Origin of the sequence: Pseudomonas sp. YuFO20 (assembly GCF_035064975.1) — a bacterium.
GTDB classification, from domain to species: Bacteria; Pseudomonadota; Gammaproteobacteria; order Pseudomonadales; family Pseudomonadaceae; genus Aquipseudomonas; species Aquipseudomonas putida_AE.
In genome coordinates this window covers 1-17,052 of sequence record NZ_JAXDEO010000091.1, presented here as the reverse complement: position 1 = coordinate 17,052, position 17,052 = coordinate 1, and the positions used below count along the sequence as shown (strand labels likewise).

Genomic DNA, 17,052 nt, shown 5'->3' with positions numbered 1-17,052 from the left:
CGGCGAAGGCGTCCGAGAGATCGCCTTCGCCGGCAAGCCGGGCTCCTACAAGGACGTATACGCATCAGATATTCGAAGAGGCCATCAAGGCCCATTGTTTTTTCACTTGCTCGCTGCCCGACACTTCCGATTTCCATTGCAGGAGCTTTGAACATGGTCAATCGTCTTCTCGGCAAATCCCTTCTGGGCCTGGTGGCGGCCGGTGCGCTGGTGCCCCTGGCGCAGGCCGCCGATGCACCAACATTGAACACCGGCAGCACCGCCTGGATGGTCACCGCCACGGTCTTGGTGCTGTTCATGTGCCTGCCCGGTCTCGCCCTGTTTTATGGCGGCCTGGTGCGGGCGAAAAACATGTTGTCGTTGTTCACCCAGTGTTTCGGCATCGCCGGCCTGGTGGGGGTCCTGTGGGTGATCTACGGCTACAGCATGGTGGTCGACTCCACGGGGATGGTCGAGGGCGAGGTGAGCTTCAACAGTTTTGTCGGCGGCCTGAGCCGGGCCTTTCTTGCCGGCATGACCCCGGAAAGCCTGGTCGGCGAGATCCCGGAAGGGGTGTTCGTGACCTTCCAGATGACCTTCGCCATCATCACCCCGGCGCTGATCGCCGGTGCCTTCGCCGAGCGCATGAAGTTCTCGGCGGCGCTGCTGTTCATGGCGCTTTGGTTCACCCTGGTGTACGCCCCGGTGGCGCACATGGTCTGGGGTGGGGCGGGGGCTCTGATGCATAACTGGGGTGTCCTCGATTTCGCCGGTGGCACCGCGGTGCACATCAATGCCGGTGTCGCCGCGCTGGCCGCCTGCCTGATCCTGGGCAAGCGCAAGGGCTATGAAAATACGCCAATGCCGGCGCACAACCTGAGCCTGACCATGGCCGGTGCCGCCATGCTCTGGGTCGGCTGGTTCGGTTTCAACATCGGTTCCGGTGGCGGCCTCAGCGGCACGTCCGGCGTGGTCATGCTCAACACCCAACTGGGCGCGTGCGCCGGGATCCTGGGCTGGATGTTCACCGAGTGGTTCAAGGTCGGCAAACCAAGTGCGCTGGGCCTGGCCAGCGGTGCCCTGGCCGGTCTGGTGGGGATTACGCCGGCGTGCGCCTATGTGGGCGTGGGCGGTGCGCTGGCCATCGGTCTGTTGTGCGGGGTGTTCTGCTACCTGAGCGTCACCGTGCTCAAGCGTCGCTTCGGTTATGACGACAGCCTGGATGTATTCGGGCTTCACGGCATCGGCGGGATGATCGGCGCGGTTTTGACCGGCGTGTTCTGCGTACCGTCCCTGGGCGGGCTGGTAGAAGGCGTGACCATGGGCGGTCAGGTGCTGGCGCAAGTGAAGGGTGTGTTGATGACCACGGTCTATTGCTTCGCCATCAGCTGGATCATTCTCAAGGTGATCAACGCGGTGATCGGCTTGCGCGCCGATGACTCGGTGGAGGAGATGGGCCTGGATCTGGCCGAGCACAACGAGCGTGCCTACAACCACTGATCGACGGGAGCCATGTCTCCCTGTAACCCTGTAACCCTGTAACCCTGTAACCCTGTAGGAGCGAGCTTGCTCGCGATGGTCTCAAAGGCGCCGCGTGTAACCTGAAAACACGCGTCATCGTTAACGACCATCGCGAGCAAGCTCGCTCCTACATGTACACGTACATCAGACGAAGGCTGGTTCCGCCTGACGAATTCCCACCGCCCGCTGCAACTGGCTGGCGATCAGGGTGTTCTTCAGCAGATAGGCAATGGTCATCGGCCCGACCCCACCGGGCACCGGTGTGATGGCGCTGGCGACCGTGCGCGCACTGGCGTAGTCGACATCGCCGACCAGTCGATTGCCCGACTCGCTGCTGTTGCGATTGATCCCCACATCGATCACCACCGCCCCGGGCTTGAGCCAGCTCGCATCGATCAGCCCTGGACGACCCACCGCCGCCACCACTATGTCTGCCAGCCTGCACAATGCCGGCGCATCGACGCTGCGCGAGTGCACCACACTGACCGAGCAGTCGGCCTGCAACAACAGCGTCGCCATGGGCTTGCCGACAATGTTCGAACGACCGATGACCACGGCGTGCTTGCCACTCAAGTCGCCGCAGGTTTCGTGCAGCAGGCGCATGCAGCCGCTTGGAGTGCAGGGGGTCAGCACTTCGATGCCCTGGACCAGGCCACCGACGTTTTCCCGATGAAACCCGTCCACGTCCTTGATCGGATCGATGGCATGGATCACCGCCGCTTCATCGATGTGGGCCGGCAACGGCAATTGCACCAGGATCCCGTTCACCGTGACGTCGGCGTTCAGTTGCGCGATCAGGTCCAGCACCTCGGCCTGACTGGCGTTTTCCGCCAGGCGGTACTCCAGTGAACGGATGCCGACCTCCCTGGCCCGCAGCAGCTTGTTGCGTACATACACCTCACTGGCCGGGTCCTCACCCACCAGCAGCACGGCCAGGGCCGGGAAGATCTGTTGTCGGGCCAGGACCTCGACCTCTTCTCGAACCTCGTCGAGAACCAGGGCCGAGATGGCTTTGCCGTCGATATCGCGGGCAGGTGCGGGGGTGGCGTTGAGCAAAATAGTCACCGTTGTCTTGATTGAGTGGGAGATGAAGCGATCACCGAGGCGCCGTTGCGCCCCGATGATGGATCAGAGACCTGCGGGCAAGGACGCTCAGGCTACCAGTTGATGGCAGCCATACACCACCGGCACGCCCGCGATCACTGCGCACCGCGTCCGACGTTCGGCTCTCCAGGGATGGATCAGGACAGTTCAGCGACGCGTTCGCCGCGCTTGCCGAGCTTCATCAGCCAGTAATAACTCACGGCCGGCACCAGCAAGCCGACCAGCCAGGCCAGGTCGACGCCATCGAGCGCCGTGGCGACCGGACCGACATAGAGCGTGGTATTCATGAACGGAATCTCCAGGGCAATCGCCAGGACAAAACTGCCGCAGGCGATCCAGTTGACCCGCCCGTAAATCCCGTTGAGGTCGAAGATGTCGTCGATCCGGTATTCACCTTTGCGCAGGCAATAGAAGTCCACCAGGTTGATCGCCGTCCAGGGGATCAGGAAGTAGCTCATGAAGAAAATGAAGTTGAGGAAGAAGGTGATGAAATCGTCCTGACTGATGGTGCTCAGGCCGGTCGCCACCACGCTGATTACCAGCATGAACAGGCCACGCACCCGCGGCGTCACTTTCAATCTTGCGAAGGGTTCGATCACGGTGATGGTCGACATGAACGCACCGTACAGGTTGAACACGTTGATCGACACCTGGCCATAGACGATGAACGCGAACAGCAGGATCGCGCCGCTGCCGAACAGCCCGGCGACATGGCCGCCGACGTTGCTGGAAAAGTCGCCGATGCCGACGCTCAGGATCGCCCCGAGAATCATCATCCAGGCACCGCCGCTGACCGTGCCGGCGTAGCTGTACCAGAACACTTGGGCGCTCGAGGTATTGCTCGGCAGATAACGCGAATAGTCGGCGACATAGGGCGCATAGGACAGCTGCCAGGTCACGGCGATGCTCACCGCCACCAGGAACTTCGACAGCGAGAACCCCGTCGGCAGCCATTGCTCGGTCGGGATCGACAGCTGCAGGGCGAACAGCGTGGCGGCGGCGAAGACCAGCAGGGAGAGGATCGACAGCAGCTTCTGCAAGCGGTGAATCAGCCGGTAGCCAAACAGCGCTACCACGAAGCACAGGGCGCCGATCAGGTAGATGTTGCCGCTGGCCGGCAGCGGGCTGACCGACTCCAGCGCCTGGGCCGCCAGCAGGGTATTGCTGACGAAGAACCCGAGGTAGATCAGCATTACGAACAGCAGCGGCAACACCGCCCCGAGCACGCCGAATTGCGCGCGGCTCTGGATCATCTGCGGAATGCCCAATTTGGGCCCCTGGGCGGAATGGGAGGCCATGAAAATCGCCCCCAGCAACGAGCCGACGACGATTGCCAGGGCGCTCCAGAACAGGTTGAGCCCCATCACCACCGGCAGCACACCGGAGGCGATGGTGGTGATGTTCATGTTGGCGCCGAACCAGATGAAGAACAGCGACCCCGGCCGGCCATGGCGTTCGCCTTCGGGGATGAAATCGATGCTTCTTTTTTCAACTTGCATGGCGATTACTCCTGAGTCCGGGCGAGGTGGGCGTGCAAACGGGCGATGGTGCCTGGCAGCTCATGGGGCTGGTGGGCGAACAGGTCCGGGTGCTCGGGATTGAGGCTCAGGTAGTCGCGGTTTTCCAGGGCGCGTTGGCATTCGCTGCGGGTGAGGATTTCCAGGGAGTAGACCCAGTTGGCCATGATCAACAGGGCCGAGTAGTGGCCGGCGAGGGTGGTCGTGGTGCAGGCGTCGCTGACCAGGCGAATGTGGTAACCCAGGGCGAAGGCGTCGAACACCGTGGTCAGCACGCAGACATCGGTGAGTACGCCGCAGATGGTCAGCGTGTGAACGTCCAGCGCCTTGAGCCGGGCATCCAGGTCGGTCCGGTGGAAGGCGCTGTAGCGGCCTTTATCGATCACCGTTTCAGCGGGCTGCGGGGCCAGGCTCTCGATGATCTCCACCTGGCGGGTGCCGGCGCGATAACCGCTGGGGCCGCCGTCGGGCGCGCGGGGTTCGCCGGGCGGCAGGTCGCTGCCATCGGCTGGATTGACATGGCGGGTATAGAGGATCGGGACCCGCTGCTGGCGGGCGGTTTCGAGAAGGAAGGCCGTGTTGGCCACCACCGAGTCGAAGTGTTCGAGGACGAAGCCGTCCTCCTGTTGCATGTCGATGATCAACAGTGCGTTTTTATTGTTCATGGAGCAAACCTGATCATGGCCGGACGCGGTAGCGTCCCGAAGCACAATGCAGCGCAAGCGCGAGGCTATCGCCTGACGTTCGGCTACGTGGATTCCTGTTCGGGTGGGCTCAGTGAACTATTTGCCAGAAGCCGTTCTGCTTGGCGGTAACGCTGGCGCGCAGGCGCTTGAAATGCAGGTGCGAAGACGTCCAGCCACCGCGCAGGTAAGCCCGCGCGGCGCTGGAGGGAAGGGCGAGTGATTGGAGACGACCATTGGACATGGGAATCAACCCTTGTAGGAGCGAGCTTGCTTGCGAAGAGGGCAGCTCATTCAACATCGATGGCGACGGACCTGACGCTTTCGCGAGCAAGCCCGCTCCCACAGGTCAACGCGGTCATTCAGATGGCGCGCGTTATCGTTGGCGTCCAACGCGAGCAAGCTTGCTCCTACCGGAACGCCGGAACCACGTGCTTGATAAACAGCTCCAGGGACTTTTTCTTCTCGGCGTGCGGCAGGCTGTTGTCGCACCAGAAGCTGAACTCGTCGACGCCCAGTTCCTGATAGTACTTGATGCGCGGAATGATTTCTTCCGGGGTGCCGATCATGGCGGTCTTGTGCAGGCTCTCCAGTTCGAACTCCGGGCGGCCGGCGAATTTCTCTTCCGGGCTGGGCTCCAGGAAGCCGTTGACCGGGGTTACCTTGTTGCCGAACCAGGCATCGAAAGTGCGGTAGAACCTGGCGATGGCCTTGGCTCCGACTTTCCAGCCTTCGGGATTGTCGGCCGAGTGCACGTGGGTATGACGCAGCACCATCAATTGCGGGCGCGGCACGTCCGGGTTGTTGTCCAGGGCGGCCTGGAATTTGTTCTTCAGGTCGAGGACTTCTTCATCGCCTTTCATCAGCGGCGTGACCATTACGTTGCAGCCGTTGGCGACGGCGAAGTTGTGCGAGTCCGGGTCACGGGCGGCGATCCACATCGGCGGGTTCGGCTTCTGGATCGGCTTGGGCACGCTGGTGGACGTCGGGAATTTCCAGATGTCGCCGTCATGGGCGTAGTCGCCTTGCCACAGGGCACGCACCACCGGAACCATTTCCCGCAATGCCTGGCCGCCAGAGGAGGCGGGCATGCCGCCGGCCATGCGGTCGAATTCAACCTGGTAAGCGCCACGGGCCAGGCCCACTTCCATGCGCCCGTTGCTGATGACGTCCAGCAGCGCGCATTCACCGGCGACCCGGATCGGGTGCCAGAACGGCGCGATGATGGTGCCGGCGCCCAGGTGAATGGTGGTGGTCTTGCCGGCCAGGTAGGCCAGCAGCGGCATCGGGCTTGGCGAAATGGTGTATTCCATGGCGTGGTGTTCACCGATCCATACGGTGCTGAAACCACCGGCCTCGGCCATCAGCGTCAGTTCGGTCAAGTCTTCGAACAACTGGCGGTGGCTGACGCTTTCGTCCCAACGTTCCATGTGTACGAACAGGGAAAATTTCATGACGCTACCTCGAATCTCTTGTGGTCGACCCGTCGACTGCGGGGCTGTTGATTATTGGTATACCATAATACGATATTGATGCAACAATTTTAAGATCAGAAGATCGCAGCCTGCGGCAGCTCCTGCACAGGCGGTGATCTTTTGCCTGTAAGTGTCAGGCCAGAACGGGCAAGGCACCCATCTTGCCGTGGCAATACACCAGCGGCCCGGCGTTCTGCCGGGGCACGATCAGGTTCTTCACCGCGCCGACCATGATCGCGTGATCGCCCCCTTCATATTCGCGCCACAACTCGCATTCGATGACCGCCGTGGCGTTGGCCAGGATCGGGTTGCCCAGCTCGCTCAACGTCCACTCGATGCCCTGCGCCTTGTCCTTGCCCTTGCGTGCGAAGGCATAGGCTTCGCTCTGCTGGCCGCCGGACAGTACGTGAATGGCAAAGCGCTTGTTCCTGATCAGGACCGGGTAGGAGTCGGAGCTGTAGTTGGGGCAGAACAACACCAGGGCCGGGTCCATCGACAGCGAGCTGAAGGCGCTGGCGGTCAGGCCGACGATCTGGCCGTCGTCATCGAGTGTGGTGATCACGCAGACGCCGGACGGGAACGAGCCCATGACTTGTTTGTAGATGGCGGCATCGATCATTGGACTGTCCTCGGGAGTGGAACGTGGTTTTTATGAGTTTGTAGGTCTGATGGTATACCGTAATACATCGTTTGCAAGGTCTTTTTCGGTGAACCGATAAACGTAGGGTCGTCGTCGGAACCTCAATGTTTACGGGGCTTCAAGCGGGTCATGAACGCTGACTGGCGGGCAGGATGGCGGATCAGATGGGCATTTCAAGACCGGATCAGTCTTGTGAAAATGTTGGAATACCATAATATGGTGCGCATCTGAGGGGCGACCACAGAGTCCCCCCGGTTTGGCTTCATACAAAGATAAGAACAGACAAACTCGAGTTCATGCATATGTCCCAGATGTCCCGGCAAGACCCGTTGATCGAGAATCACACGGTCGATTACGTTCCACTCGCAGAGCGCCACGGGAAGGCCCGCGATCTTTTCACCCTATGGTTCAGCACTAACATTGCGCCGCTGCCCATCGTGACGGGTGCCATGGTGGTCCAGGTGTTCCACCTCGACCTGTTCTGGGGGTTGCTGGCGATTGCCCTCGGGCATATGGTCGGCGGGCTGGTGATTGCCCTGGCGTCGGCCCAGGGGCCGCGCATGGGTATTCCGCAAATGGTCCAGAGCCGGGGTCAGTTTGGGCGCTATGGTGCGTTGCTGATCGTGTTTTTTGCGGCACTGATCTACGTCGGTTTCTTCATCTCCAACATCGTGCTGGCGGGCAAGTCGATTGTCGGCATCGCACCGTCGGTGCCAGTGCCGGCGAGCATCCTGATCGGCGCCCTGAGCGCCACGGCGATCGGCGTGATCGGTTACCGCTTCATCCACTCACTCAACCGCATCGGCACCTGGGTCATGGGCAGCGCCTTGCTCGCCGGCTTCCTCTACATCTTCGCCCATGACCTGCCGGCGGACTTTTTCACCCGCGGCGGTTTCAACTTGTCCGGCTGGTTGGCCACGGTGTCCCTGGGGATCATCTGGCAGATCAGCTTTTCGCCCTACGTGTCGGACTACTCGCGCTACCTGCCGGCCGACATCGGCATCGCCAAGCCGTTCTGGGCCACCTACCTGGGGGCAACCCTGGGCACGATCCTGTCCTTCACCTTCGGCGCGGTGGCTGTACTGGCGACCCCGGAAGGCACCGAAGCAATGGCTGCGGTGAAGCAATCCACCGGCTGGCTGGGGCCGATCCTGATGGTGCTGTTCCTGCTCAACATCATCAGCCACAACGCCTTGAATCTGTATGGCGCAGTGCTGTCGATCATCACCTCGATCCAGACCTTCGCCAGTCAGTGGACGCCGAGCATCAAGGTGCGTGTGGTGTTGTCGACCGTGGTGCTGGTGGGCTGCTGTGTGGTGGCGCTGGGCGCTTCGGCGGACTTCATCTCGCAGTTCATCGGGCTGATCCTGGCGTTGCTGCTGGTGCTGGTGCCCTGGGCTTCGATCAACCTGATCGACTTCTATGTGATCAAGCGCGGGTCCTATGACATAACCTCGATCTTCCGTGCGGATGGCGGGATTTATGGGCGCTACAATCTGCATGCGATCGTCGCGTATTTCATCGGGATTGTTGTGCAGCTGCCGTTTGCCAATACGTCGTTGTATGTCGGGCCTTATGCCAATCTGGTGGAAGGGGCGGACTTGTCGTGGCTGGTGGGATTGGTGGTGACTTGTCCGCTCTACTATTGCCTGGCTACCCGTGGGCGGGCTGAGCGGAGTCGGGCTTCTAAGTTGGGTTATACCGATTGATGGTTTTTGTTTGTCTGGAATGCCCGGCTTTTGGCCGGGCATTTTTGTTTTGCTCGTAAACATATCCGGATTGCTACCTGATCGCGGCTATACACGATCGACTGTAGGAGCCGGCTTGCCGGCGATGGCGGCCTGACAACCGACCCATCTCCCACGGCCGTCCCCAATCTACTGTAGGAGCTGGCTTGCCAGCGAAGGCGGCCTCACAACCGACCCATCTCTCGCGGCCCTACCCGATCTACTGTGGGAGCTGGCCTGCCGGCGATGGCGGCCTGACAGCCGACCTATTGTTTGGTGTTGGAGTACATATTCATTCCTGCGGTAACGGCCACCTATGGCGCACCTCTTACCTGTAGGAGCGAGCTTGCTCGCGAAAAACGTCCGAAATACGCGGTCCCACAGACAGCTCGCGTCATCGTTGACGACCATCGCTGCGATGCGGCGACCCGACAAGCCAGCTCCTACAGGGGCGTTCACTTGAGATCAGGTCGGCTGTCAGGCCGCCATCGCCGGCAGGCCAGCTCCCACAAGGTTTTGCGGTACTGCAGCAATGGATATGTACGCCAAAAAAAAGGGCCACCGCAACCCGACGTTGCGGCGACCCGAGGGTGATACTCAATTAACGGCCCAGAGGAACCTCAAGGCATCAATGCGCCCCTGCAGCCTTGTTCAAATCACTCTCCGCCCACTCGGTATAAACACAAGCATCCGCAGTCGCCCAACGCACCCGCACCGGATCACCCGCCTGCATCGGCATGCCCGCCGCAGAAAGCGCCTTGACGGTCATCGACGTACCGCCCGAAGTCACCACGCTGCACGTCTGGCTTTCACCCAGGAACAACACCTCCACCACCTTGGCCGTCACTTCATTCCAGCCCGCGGCCAGCGGTTCCTGGGCGGCTTGCTCGATGCTCAGGGCCAAGGCCTTTTCCGGCCGCACCATCAACAGTACATCCTGATCGGTTTGCAGCCCGGCCGTCAGGCGGATCGACAGCGGCTGCCCTTCGAACGAAGCCACCGCGTTGCCCTGGGCCTTGAGCTTGAGGAAGTTCGAGTTGCCGAGGAACGAGGCGACAAAGGCGTTCGGCGGGTTCTGGTACAGGTCATAACCGCTGCCCAGGCCGACGATCTTGCCGTGGCTGAAGATGGCGATGCGCTGGGACAGGCGCATGGCTTCTTCCTGGTCGTGGGTCACGTAGACGATGGTGATGCCCAGGCGCCGATGCAGCTGGCGCAGTTCGTCCTGCAAGTCTTCACGCAGTTTCTTGTCCAGTGCGCCCAGCGGTTCATCCATCAGCAGGATGCGTGGTTCGTAGACCAGCGCCCGGGCGATGGCGACACGTTGCTGCTGGCCGCCGGAGAGTTGCGAAGGGCGGCGATGGGCGAATTGCTCGAGCTGCACCAGCTTGAGCATGGCATCGACCCGACGTTCACGCTCGGCGGTGGCCAGTTTGCGGATCGCCAACGGGAAGGCGATGTTGTCGCGCACCGACAGGTGCGGGAACAGCGAGTAGCGCTGGAACACCATGCCGATGTCACGCTTGTGCGGCGGCACGTTCACCAGCGACTGGCCATTGACCAGGATCTCGCCGCTGCTCGGGGTTTCAAAACCGGCGAGCATCGACAGGGTGGTACTTTTGCCCGAGCCGCTGGAGCCCAGGAAGGTGAGGAATTCACCGTCCTTGATGTCCAGCGAGATGTCGTCCACGGCGGCAAAGTCGCCGTAGTATTTGTTCAGGTTGCGCAGGCTCACCAGGGGCTTGTCATTTTGCTGCGCGGAATCTTTGATCACTGCACTCATGTCGTACTCCTGCGCTTAGGCGCTGATTTCGTTGCGCCGGCGCAGTGCGGCGGCGATCACCATGACCAGTACCGAGAGGCCGATCAGCAGCGTCGAGGCGACGGCGATCACGGGCGTCAGGTCCTGGCGCAGGGTGGTCCACATTTTCACGGGAAGGGTTTGCAGGGTCGGGCTGGCCATCATCACGCTCAGCACCACTTCATCCCACGAGACGAGGAAGGCGAAGAGGGCGCCGGCTACCATGCCCGGACGGATCGCCGGGAAGGTCACCTTGAACACCGCCTGCAGGCGCGAGGCACCGCAGATCACCGCGGCATCTTCGATCGACTGGTCGAACAGCTTCAGCGAGTTGATGATCGAAATGATGGTGAACGGCAACGCGACGATCACGTGGCTGACCACGAACGCGAACATGGTCCCGGTGTAGCCCAGTTTCAGGAACAGCGCGTACACCGCCACGGCAATGATCACCAGCGGCACGATCATCGGCAGGGTGAACAGGCCGTAGAGCATTTCCCGGCCCGGGAAGCGCCCGCGCACCAGGGCGAAGGCGGTCGGCAGGCCCAGGGCCACGGCGAAGAACGTGGTCAGTACCGCGACCTTGAGGCTGGCCATGGCCGCGTTCATCCAGTCGGCGTTGGAGAAAAACTGGCCGTACCATTTCAGCGTCCAGCCCGGTGGCGGGAACACCAGCCATTGCGACGAGCCGAACGACAGCAGGACGATGAACACGATCGGCAACAACAGGAACAGACCGATCAGCCCGGTGGTGGCATACAGGCCAAAGCGCATCCGGCGGCTCATGGCATTGGGGGTCAGGAGCATGACGGCTTACCTCGCGTTGCTGGCGCCAACCGGGGATTCCGGCTGAAGCTTCAGGTAGAAGTAGAACAGCACCAGCGTGATCACGATCAGCAACGCGGCACCGGCGCTGGCCAGGCCCCAATTGAGGAACGACTGCACCTGCTGGATGATGAACTCGGGCAGCATCATGTTCTGCGCACCGCCCAGCAACGCTGGCGTCACGTAGTAACCGAGGGACATCACGAACACCATCAAGCCGCCGGAGAACAGCCCCGGCCGGCACAGCGGCAGGAACACCCGGAAGAAGTTGGTCCAGGGACTCGCGCCGCAGATCGAGCCGGCCTGCAGGATCATCGGGTCGATGGCCTGCATGGTCGCCTGCAGAGGCAGCACGATGAACGGGATCATGATGTAGCTCATGCCGATCACCACGCCGGTGAGGTTATGCACCATCTCCAGCGGCTGATCGATGATGCCCATGGCCATCAGCGCCTTGTTGATCACCCCGGAGGCTTGCAGCAACACCAGCCAGGAATAGGTGCGGGCGAGGAGGCTGGTCCACATCGACAACAGCACGATGTTGAGGATCCAGCGACCCCAGCCGCGGGGCACCAGGGTGATCGCCCAGGCCAGCGGGAAACCCAGCAGCAGGCTGAACAGCGTCACCAGGCCGGCCACCGAGAAGGTGTTGAGCAAGACCCGGGCATAGGCCGAGTTGGCGAACAGCTGCTCGTAGTTGCCCAACCCAGGCACAGGCTCCAGCACGCCGCGCAGCAGCAGGCCGATCAGGGGTGCCAGGAAGAACAGGCCGAGGAACAGCAGGGCGGGGATCAGGTTGCTCGATCCGCGCCAGCGTTGCGCCAGGGTCGGGGTTTGCGTCATCGCAGCGGCCTTGCCGGCAGCGCCAAGGGCGCTCCCGACGGGCGAGGATGGACGGGACGCAGTTGCCGTCATTTTCATTTGACCAGCCATTCGTTCCACCGTGTCGCGATAGCAGGACCGTTCTTGGCCCAGTAGGCGAAATCAAGAGTGATTTGATCCTTGGCGTAGGCCGTCGGCAGGTTCGGGGCCAGCTCCGAGTCCAGGCGCGCCACGCTGTCGACGTTGACCGGGGCGTAGGCGGTCAGGTTGGAGAAGTCGGCCTGGCCCTTGGCACTGCTGGCATTGGCGAGGAACTTCATCGCCGCGTCCTTGTTCTTCGAACCCTTTGGAATGACCAGGATGTCGGCCATGACCAGGTTCTGTTTCCAGCTCACGCCGACCGGTGCACCGTCTTCCTGCAGGGCGTGAATGCGACCGTTCCAGAACTGGCCCATGCTCGCTTCACCGGAGGCCAACAGCTGTTGCGACTGCGCGCCGCCGCCCCACCAGACAATGTCTTTCTTGATGGTGTCGAGTTTCTTGAAGGCGCGGTCCAGGTCCAGCGGGTAGAGCTTGTCGGCGGCGACGCCATCGGCCAGCAGCGCCAGTTCGAGCACGCCAGGGCTTGGCCATTTGTAGAGGGCGCGTTTGCCGGGGAAGGTCTTGGTATCGAACAGCGAGGACCAGTCCTGGGGTTTGTTGGCACCCAGCTTGCCTTCGTTGTAGCCGAGCACGAAAGAGAAGAAGAACGAGCCGACGCCGTGATCGGAAACGAACCGCGGGTCGATCTTGGCGCGATCGATGACTTTGAAATCGAGGGGTTCGAGCAGGCCTTCGGCGGCGGCGCGCAAGGCGAAGTCGGCTTCGACGTCGACCACGTCCCACTGCACGTTGCCGCTTTCGACCATGGCCTTGAGCTTGCCGTAGTCGGTAGGGCCATCCTGGACCACGGTGATACCGGTGGACTTGCTGAACGGATCGGCCCAGGCCTGCTTCTGTGCATCCTGAGTGCTACCGCCCCAGCTGACGAAGTTGACGCTTTCGGCCGCCATAACCACATGACTGGCCGTGGCCACCAGGCCGGCGAACAGTACTGCGGTTGCACGTTTGTTCAACACCATTTTCACGCCCTCATTTGTTGTGTTTTTGAGCGGGCTTGGTAGTGCCCGCCTATCGGGAGCAGTAGGTCCATCTGGCCTTGAAAGGCGACCGGGCCAAGGGCTGTTGTGGGTGCTTTCCCTGTCGGGTGCGCTTGGCTGAATCGCCCGGTCTATGGAATATCATATTATGGTATTCCAAACTTTGTGCAAGCACTTTGCCTTACCGGCTATCAGCCAAAATCGAGATTTTTGCAGCTGGACCTGTCAGTCGGTCAACGCGATCCATTGTGGGAGCGGGCTTGCTCGCGAAAGCGGCATGTCAGGCAATACAGATGCTGACAGGCATACCGCATTCGCGAGCAAGCCCGCTCCCACAGGGGCATGCATCCGGTCAGGAAGTGAACGGGATGCTCTCGACGACTTCCAGGTCATACCCGGTCAGCCCTGCATATTTCAACGGCGGCCCAAGATGCCGCAGCTTGCCGACGCCAAGGTTCTGCAGGATCTGTGCCCCGGTACCGACTTCCGAATAGATCCGTGACTGCGAACGGCTGAATTGCCGCGGCGCCTGGGTCAATTGCGGCACCCGCTCCAGCAACGCTTGCGAGGATTCGTGGTTGGCCAGCACCACCACCACGCCGCGACCTTCCTGCGCCACGCGCTGCAAAGCAGCCCATAGCGTCCAGTTCGATGGGCCGCTGTATTCGGCACCGACCAGATCGCGCAACGGGTCGATCACGTGTACGCGCACCAGCGTCGCTTCATCGCGGCGCAGATCACCCATGACCATTGCCATGTGGACACCGCCTTCGATGCGATCCTCAAAGGTGATCAGACGAAAGGTGCCATGCACCGTCGGCAGCTCGCGCTCGCCGATGCGCACCACCGTATGCTCGGTACTCAAACGATAGTGGATCAGGTCGGCGATGGTGCCGATCTTGATCCCGTGCTTGCGCGCGAACACTTCCAGGTCCGGGCGGCGCGCCATGGTGCCGTCATCGTTCATCACTTCGACGATCACCGAGGCGGGGGTGAAGCCGGCCAGGCGAGCCAGGTCGCAACCGGCCTCGGTATGACCGGCGCGGGTCAGTACGCCGCCTTCCCGCGCGCGCAGCGGGAAGATGTGCCCGGGCTGCACAATATCGGTGGCACTCGCGCCCTCGGCGACGGCGGCGGCCACGGTGCGCGCGCGGTCGGCGGCGGAGATGCCGGTGGTGACGCCAACCGCCGCTTCGATCGACACGGTGAACGCGGTGCTGAACACGCTGCCATTGCTCGGCACCATCTGTTCAAGGCCAAGGCGCTGGCAATGCTCGTCGGTCAGGGTCAGGCAGATCAGGCCGCGTGCTTCACGGGCCATGAAGCTGATGGCTTCGGCGCTGCAACGGTCGGCGGCCAGCAACAGGTCGCCTTCGTTTTCCCGGTCCTCGTCGTCCACCAGGAGCACCATCTTGCCCTGGCGGTAGTCTTCGATGATTTCTTCGATGCTGTTGAAGGCCATGTAAGGATTCTCGGTGTTTGATGGAGATATATTGTGGTATACCATAATACACAACAACCACAGAGGTCACTATGAAGGCGTACTGGATTGCTCACGTGGATATCACCGACCCCGATCAATACAGCCAATACACCCAGCGGGCCCCGAAGGCGTTTGCCGAATACGGGGGTCGGATATTGGCGCGCGGCGGACGCAGCGAAGCGATGGAAGGTCGGCCGACGCCGCAACGCAGCGTGGTGATCGAGTTTGACTCGTACGAGCAGGCGTTGGCCTGTTATCGATCCGAGCTGTATCAGGAGGCGAAAGGGCACCGCGAAGGCGTGGCGCGGGCCGAGGTGATCATTGTCGAGGGCGTGGCACCGCTCTGACAAACACCACATCACCCTGTAGGAGCTGGCTTGCCAGCGAAGGCGTCCGCGAGGCCTGCGCAATACTCAAGGACGCCTTCGCCGGCAAGCCAGCTCCTACAAGGGATGGCGGAATATCGGAGGTTTTCGCTAGCGGATGAAATGGATCTTGCCGGTGTCGTCGTTACCGATATAGATCCCGTAGACCCCGGCCTGGCGCTCCTCGATATAACGCTCGAGGATCTGCCTTATCGCCGGGTAATAGATGCTGTCCCAGGGAATGTCCTCAGGCGCGAAGAATTTGTAGTCGAGGGTTTCCGGCCCGTATTGCCCGGTGATCTCCAGCGCGATGGCGCGGAAGATGATGTACACCTCGCAGATTGTAGGCACGCTGAAGATCGAGTAGGGCGAGAGGATCTCCGCGCGCACGCCGCTCTCTTCCCAGACTTCGCGCAGCGCCGCCTGCTCGGTGGTTTCGCCACCTTCCATGAAGCCCGCCGGCAAGGTCCAGGTGCCGGGGCGCGGGGGGATGGCGCGTTGGCACAGCAGGTACTTGCCGTCCTGTTCGATGATGCAGCCGGCGATGATTTTCGGATTGACGTAGTGGATGTAGCCGCAGACGCGGCACATCAGGCGCTCGTGCGTATCGCCCGGGGGCAGTTGTGACTTGAGGTCATTGCTGCCGCACTTTGGACAATAGCTCGGGCTGAACATGATCAACGACCTATGCGAGGTTCTTTGAGTGCGATGGGCTGGGTGATCTCGGGGATCGCCCCGGTCTCTTCCTGCTTGCGCTTGAGGTAATCGAGGGCGACGGTGGCGGCGGCGCGCACGTGGTCGACGCACGCCTGGTGAGCGGCCAGGGGATCACCGCTCTTGATCGCCTCGACCATGCGTTCCATTTCCTGGTTGCTGGCGCCGCGACGGTTCTGCTGGGACACCGAAGTCGCCCGCAGATAGCTGATGCGCGCCTGCAACTGACGCAACTGGGTCGCGGCGACGTGGTTGCCGGAGCCTTCGAGCAGCACGTCGTAGAAACCCTGGACGGAGTCGATGACCTGCTGCAGTTCGCCTTCCTTCAAGGCCTGGCGGTTTTCTTCCAGGGCCTTTTCCAGGGCCTTGATGTCCTTGGCCTTGGCCCGCAGGGTGAACAGCTGGACGATCAGGCCTTCGAGCACGCAACGCAGCTCATAGATATCGACGGCATCGGCCAGGGTGATGATCGCCACCCGCGGGCCCTTGGCATCGGCAAACTCCACCAGGCCTTCGGATTCCAGGTGACGCAAGGCTTCGCGCACCGAGGTGCGGCTCACGCCCAGGCGATCGCACAGATCGCGTTCGACCAGTCGATCTCCCGGCAGGAGCTGGAAGTTCATGATGGCACTTCGCAGTTTATCCAGCACGATTTCGCGCAGGGTAACGGGGTTGCGATTGACCTTGAAGCTGTCGTCGAGTGGCAGGCGTTTCATGGGGTCCGCTCTAGAATGTGGCTGTCCATGCAAAACGGGCACCGTCCGTGCTCGTTCAGATCAAACAGCCGAGGGGTTAACTTGAGGCCTCGGCATCGGCTTCGGCGAATGCTTCCCGGGCGAGCCGGAAACTGTCGACGGCAGCGGGAACACCGCAATATATGCCGACCTGAAGCAGAATTTCGCGTATTTGCTCACGACTCAGGCCGTTACGCAAGGCGCCGCGCACATGCAGCTTGAGTTCGTGCGGGCGGTTGAGGGCCGAGATCATGGCCAGGTTGATCATGCTGCGCTCCTTGAGCGACAGACCCTCACGGCCCCAGACGTGGCCCCAGCAGTACTCGGTGACCATCTCCTGCAGGGGACGGGTGAAGTCGTCGGCGTTCTCGATGGAACGATTCACATAGGCTTCGCCCAGCACCTGGGTGCGGATCTTGAGGCCTTTTTCGTATTTTTCGTTGCTCATTTCGATGATCTCCTTAGACCCCTGTAGGAGCCCGGCTTGCCGGCGAAGGCGTACTTGAGGGCGCCTTCGCCGGCA

17 protein-coding genes are annotated in these 17,052 nt (G+C 61.6%); 3 read left to right on the top strand and 14 right to left on the bottom strand.

The features are described from left to right. Positions 1-153: 153 nt before the first annotated feature. A complete protein-coding gene (locus SOP85_RS29235; RefSeq protein WP_274077850.1) occupies positions 154-1,479 on the top strand; it encodes an ammonium transporter in 1,326 nt (441 codons plus the stop codon). Positions 1,480-1,644: 165 nt separating this feature from the next. Here the strand turns inward: SOP85_RS29235 and SOP85_RS29230 are convergent, their stop codons facing one another. The 6 genes from SOP85_RS29230 to SOP85_RS29205 form a co-directional block, all read right to left on the bottom strand. Continuing rightward, the gene (locus SOP85_RS29230; RefSeq protein ID WP_442967954.1) at positions 1,645-2,565 is read right to left on the bottom strand and encodes a bifunctional 5,10-methylenetetrahydrofolate dehydrogenase/5,10-methenyltetrahydrofolate cyclohydrolase; all 921 of its coding nucleotides are present in this window, start codon (positions 2,563-2,565) and stop codon (positions 1,645-1,647) included. Between the two features lie 176 nt (positions 2,566-2,741). Further along, positions 2,742-4,103 (bottom strand): purine-cytosine permease family protein, encoded by a 1,362-nt coding sequence (locus tag SOP85_RS29225; protein ID WP_323629165.1) that lies wholly within the window; start codon positions 4,101-4,103, stop codon positions 2,742-2,744. Between the two features lie 5 nt (positions 4,104-4,108). Further along, entirely contained in the window at positions 4,109-4,786 is a 678-nt protein-coding gene (locus tag SOP85_RS29220) for an isochorismatase family cysteine hydrolase (protein WP_274077863.1), read from the bottom strand. A 109-nt stretch (positions 4,787-4,895) separates the two neighbouring features. Then, the gene (locus tag SOP85_RS29215) at positions 4,896-5,048 is read right to left on the bottom strand and encodes a hypothetical protein (RefSeq protein ID WP_162837834.1); all 153 of its coding nucleotides are present in this window, start codon (positions 5,046-5,048) and stop codon (positions 4,896-4,898) included. Positions 5,049-5,214: 166 nt separating this feature from the next. Continuing rightward, positions 5,215-6,258, bottom strand: a complete 1,044-nt coding sequence (locus tag SOP85_RS29210; RefSeq protein WP_274077865.1) for an LLM class flavin-dependent oxidoreductase — start codon at positions 6,256-6,258, stop codon at positions 5,215-5,217. A 154-nt stretch (positions 6,259-6,412) separates the two neighbouring features. Continuing rightward, the gene (locus tag SOP85_RS29205; RefSeq protein WP_274077866.1) at positions 6,413-6,898 is read right to left on the bottom strand and encodes a flavin reductase family protein; all 486 of its coding nucleotides are present in this window, start codon (positions 6,896-6,898) and stop codon (positions 6,413-6,415) included. Positions 6,899-7,221: 323 nt separating this feature from the next. Here SOP85_RS29205 and SOP85_RS29200 point away from each other — a divergent pair, with 323 nt between their 5' ends. After that, complete coding sequence (locus SOP85_RS29200) at positions 7,222-8,628, top strand: purine-cytosine permease family protein (protein ID WP_323629164.1); 1,407 nt, start codon at positions 7,222-7,224, stop codon at positions 8,626-8,628. Between the two features lie 646 nt (positions 8,629-9,274). Here SOP85_RS29200 and SOP85_RS29195 read toward each other — a convergent pair. The 5 genes from SOP85_RS29195 to ribBA all read right to left on the bottom strand — a co-directional run bounded on the left by SOP85_RS29195 (position 9,275) and on the right by ribBA (position 14,695). Continuing rightward, entirely contained in the window at positions 9,275-10,429 is a 1,155-nt protein-coding gene (locus tag SOP85_RS29195) for an ABC transporter ATP-binding protein (RefSeq protein WP_274077868.1), read from the bottom strand. 15 nt (positions 10,430-10,444) lie between these two features. After that, the gene (locus SOP85_RS29190) at positions 10,445-11,254 is read right to left on the bottom strand and encodes an ABC transporter permease (protein WP_007976227.1); all 810 of its coding nucleotides are present in this window, start codon (positions 11,252-11,254) and stop codon (positions 10,445-10,447) included. A 6-nt stretch (positions 11,255-11,260) separates the two neighbouring features. After that, positions 11,261-12,193, bottom strand: coding sequence for an ABC transporter permease (locus tag SOP85_RS29185; protein WP_323607483.1), 933 nt, complete (start codon positions 12,191-12,193; stop codon positions 11,261-11,263). Continuing rightward, entirely contained in the window at positions 12,190-13,215 is a 1,026-nt protein-coding gene (locus SOP85_RS29180; RefSeq protein WP_323629162.1) for an ABC transporter substrate-binding protein, read from the bottom strand. The genes SOP85_RS29185 and SOP85_RS29180 overlap by 4 nt, the downstream gene beginning before the upstream one ends. Before the next feature lie 370 nt (positions 13,216-13,585). Next, positions 13,586-14,695 carry a bifunctional 3,4-dihydroxy-2-butanone-4-phosphate synthase/GTP cyclohydrolase II gene (ribBA, locus tag SOP85_RS29175; protein WP_323629159.1) on the bottom strand — a complete coding sequence of 370 codons (1,110 nt, stop codon included), beginning with the start codon at positions 14,693-14,695 and terminating at the stop codon, positions 13,586-13,588. 71 nt (positions 14,696-14,766) lie between these two features. Between ribBA and SOP85_RS29170 the strand changes: the two genes are divergently transcribed. After that, positions 14,767-15,063, top strand: a complete 297-nt coding sequence (locus tag SOP85_RS29170) for a DUF1330 domain-containing protein (RefSeq protein ID WP_323629157.1) — start codon at positions 14,767-14,769, stop codon at positions 15,061-15,063. 129 nt (positions 15,064-15,192) lie between these two features. Here the strand turns inward: SOP85_RS29170 and SOP85_RS29165 are convergent, their stop codons facing one another. The 3 genes from SOP85_RS29165 to SOP85_RS29155 all read right to left on the bottom strand — a co-directional run bounded on the left by SOP85_RS29165 (position 15,193) and on the right by SOP85_RS29155 (position 16,977). Then, positions 15,193-15,756 (bottom strand): NUDIX hydrolase, encoded by a 564-nt coding sequence (locus SOP85_RS29165; RefSeq protein WP_274077873.1) that lies wholly within the window; start codon positions 15,754-15,756, stop codon positions 15,193-15,195. A gap of 2 nt (positions 15,757-15,758) precedes the next feature. Next, entirely contained in the window at positions 15,759-16,511 is a 753-nt protein-coding gene (locus tag SOP85_RS29160) for a GntR family transcriptional regulator (protein WP_046817510.1), read from the bottom strand. Positions 16,512-16,587: 76 nt separating this feature from the next. Continuing rightward, a complete protein-coding gene (locus SOP85_RS29155) occupies positions 16,588-16,977 on the bottom strand; it encodes a carboxymuconolactone decarboxylase family protein (protein WP_008059553.1) in 390 nt (129 codons plus the stop codon). Positions 16,978-17,052: the final 75 nt, after the last annotated feature.

Coding starts and splice junctions, on each gene's coding strand:
- SOP85_RS29235 (WP_274077850.1), top strand. CDS start 154: ATGGTCAATCGTCTTCTCGGCAAATCCCTTCTGGGCCTGGTGGCGGCC.
- SOP85_RS29225 (WP_323629165.1), bottom strand. CDS start 4,103: ATGCAAGTTGAAAAAAGAAGCATCGATTTCATCCCCGAAGGCGAACGC.
- SOP85_RS29220 (WP_274077863.1), bottom strand. CDS start 4,786: ATGAACAATAAAAACGCACTGTTGATCATCGACATGCAACAGGAGGAC.
- SOP85_RS29215 (WP_162837834.1), bottom strand. CDS start 5,048: ATGTCCAATGGTCGTCTCCAATCACTCGCCCTTCCCTCCAGCGCCGCG.
- SOP85_RS29210 (WP_274077865.1), bottom strand. CDS start 6,258: ATGAAATTTTCCCTGTTCGTACACATGGAACGTTGGGACGAAAGCGTC.
- SOP85_RS29205 (WP_274077866.1), bottom strand. CDS start 6,898: ATGATCGATGCCGCCATCTACAAACAAGTCATGGGCTCGTTCCCGTCC.
- SOP85_RS29200 (WP_323629164.1), top strand. CDS start 7,222: ATGTCCCAGATGTCCCGGCAAGACCCGTTGATCGAGAATCACACGGTC.
- SOP85_RS29195 (WP_274077868.1), bottom strand. CDS start 10,429: ATGAGTGCAGTGATCAAAGATTCCGCGCAGCAAAATGACAAGCCCCTG.
- SOP85_RS29190 (WP_007976227.1), bottom strand. CDS start 11,254: ATGCTCCTGACCCCCAATGCCATGAGCCGCCGGATGCGCTTTGGCCTG.
- SOP85_RS29185 (WP_323607483.1), bottom strand. CDS start 12,193: ATGAAAATGACGGCAACTGCGTCCCGTCCATCCTCGCCCGTCGGGAGC.
- SOP85_RS29180 (WP_323629162.1), bottom strand. CDS start 13,215: ATGGTGTTGAACAAACGTGCAACCGCAGTACTGTTCGCCGGCCTGGTG.
- ribBA (WP_323629159.1), bottom strand. CDS start 14,695: ATGGCCTTCAACAGCATCGAAGAAATCATCGAAGACTACCGCCAGGGC.
- SOP85_RS29170 (WP_323629157.1), top strand. CDS start 14,767: ATGAAGGCGTACTGGATTGCTCACGTGGATATCACCGACCCCGATCAA.
- SOP85_RS29165 (WP_274077873.1), bottom strand. CDS start 15,756: ATGTTCAGCCCGAGCTATTGTCCAAAGTGCGGCAGCAATGACCTCAAG.
- SOP85_RS29160 (WP_046817510.1), bottom strand. CDS start 16,511: ATGAAACGCCTGCCACTCGACGACAGCTTCAAGGTCAATCGCAACCCC.
- SOP85_RS29155 (WP_008059553.1), bottom strand. CDS start 16,977: ATGAGCAACGAAAAATACGAAAAAGGCCTCAAGATCCGCACCCAGGTG.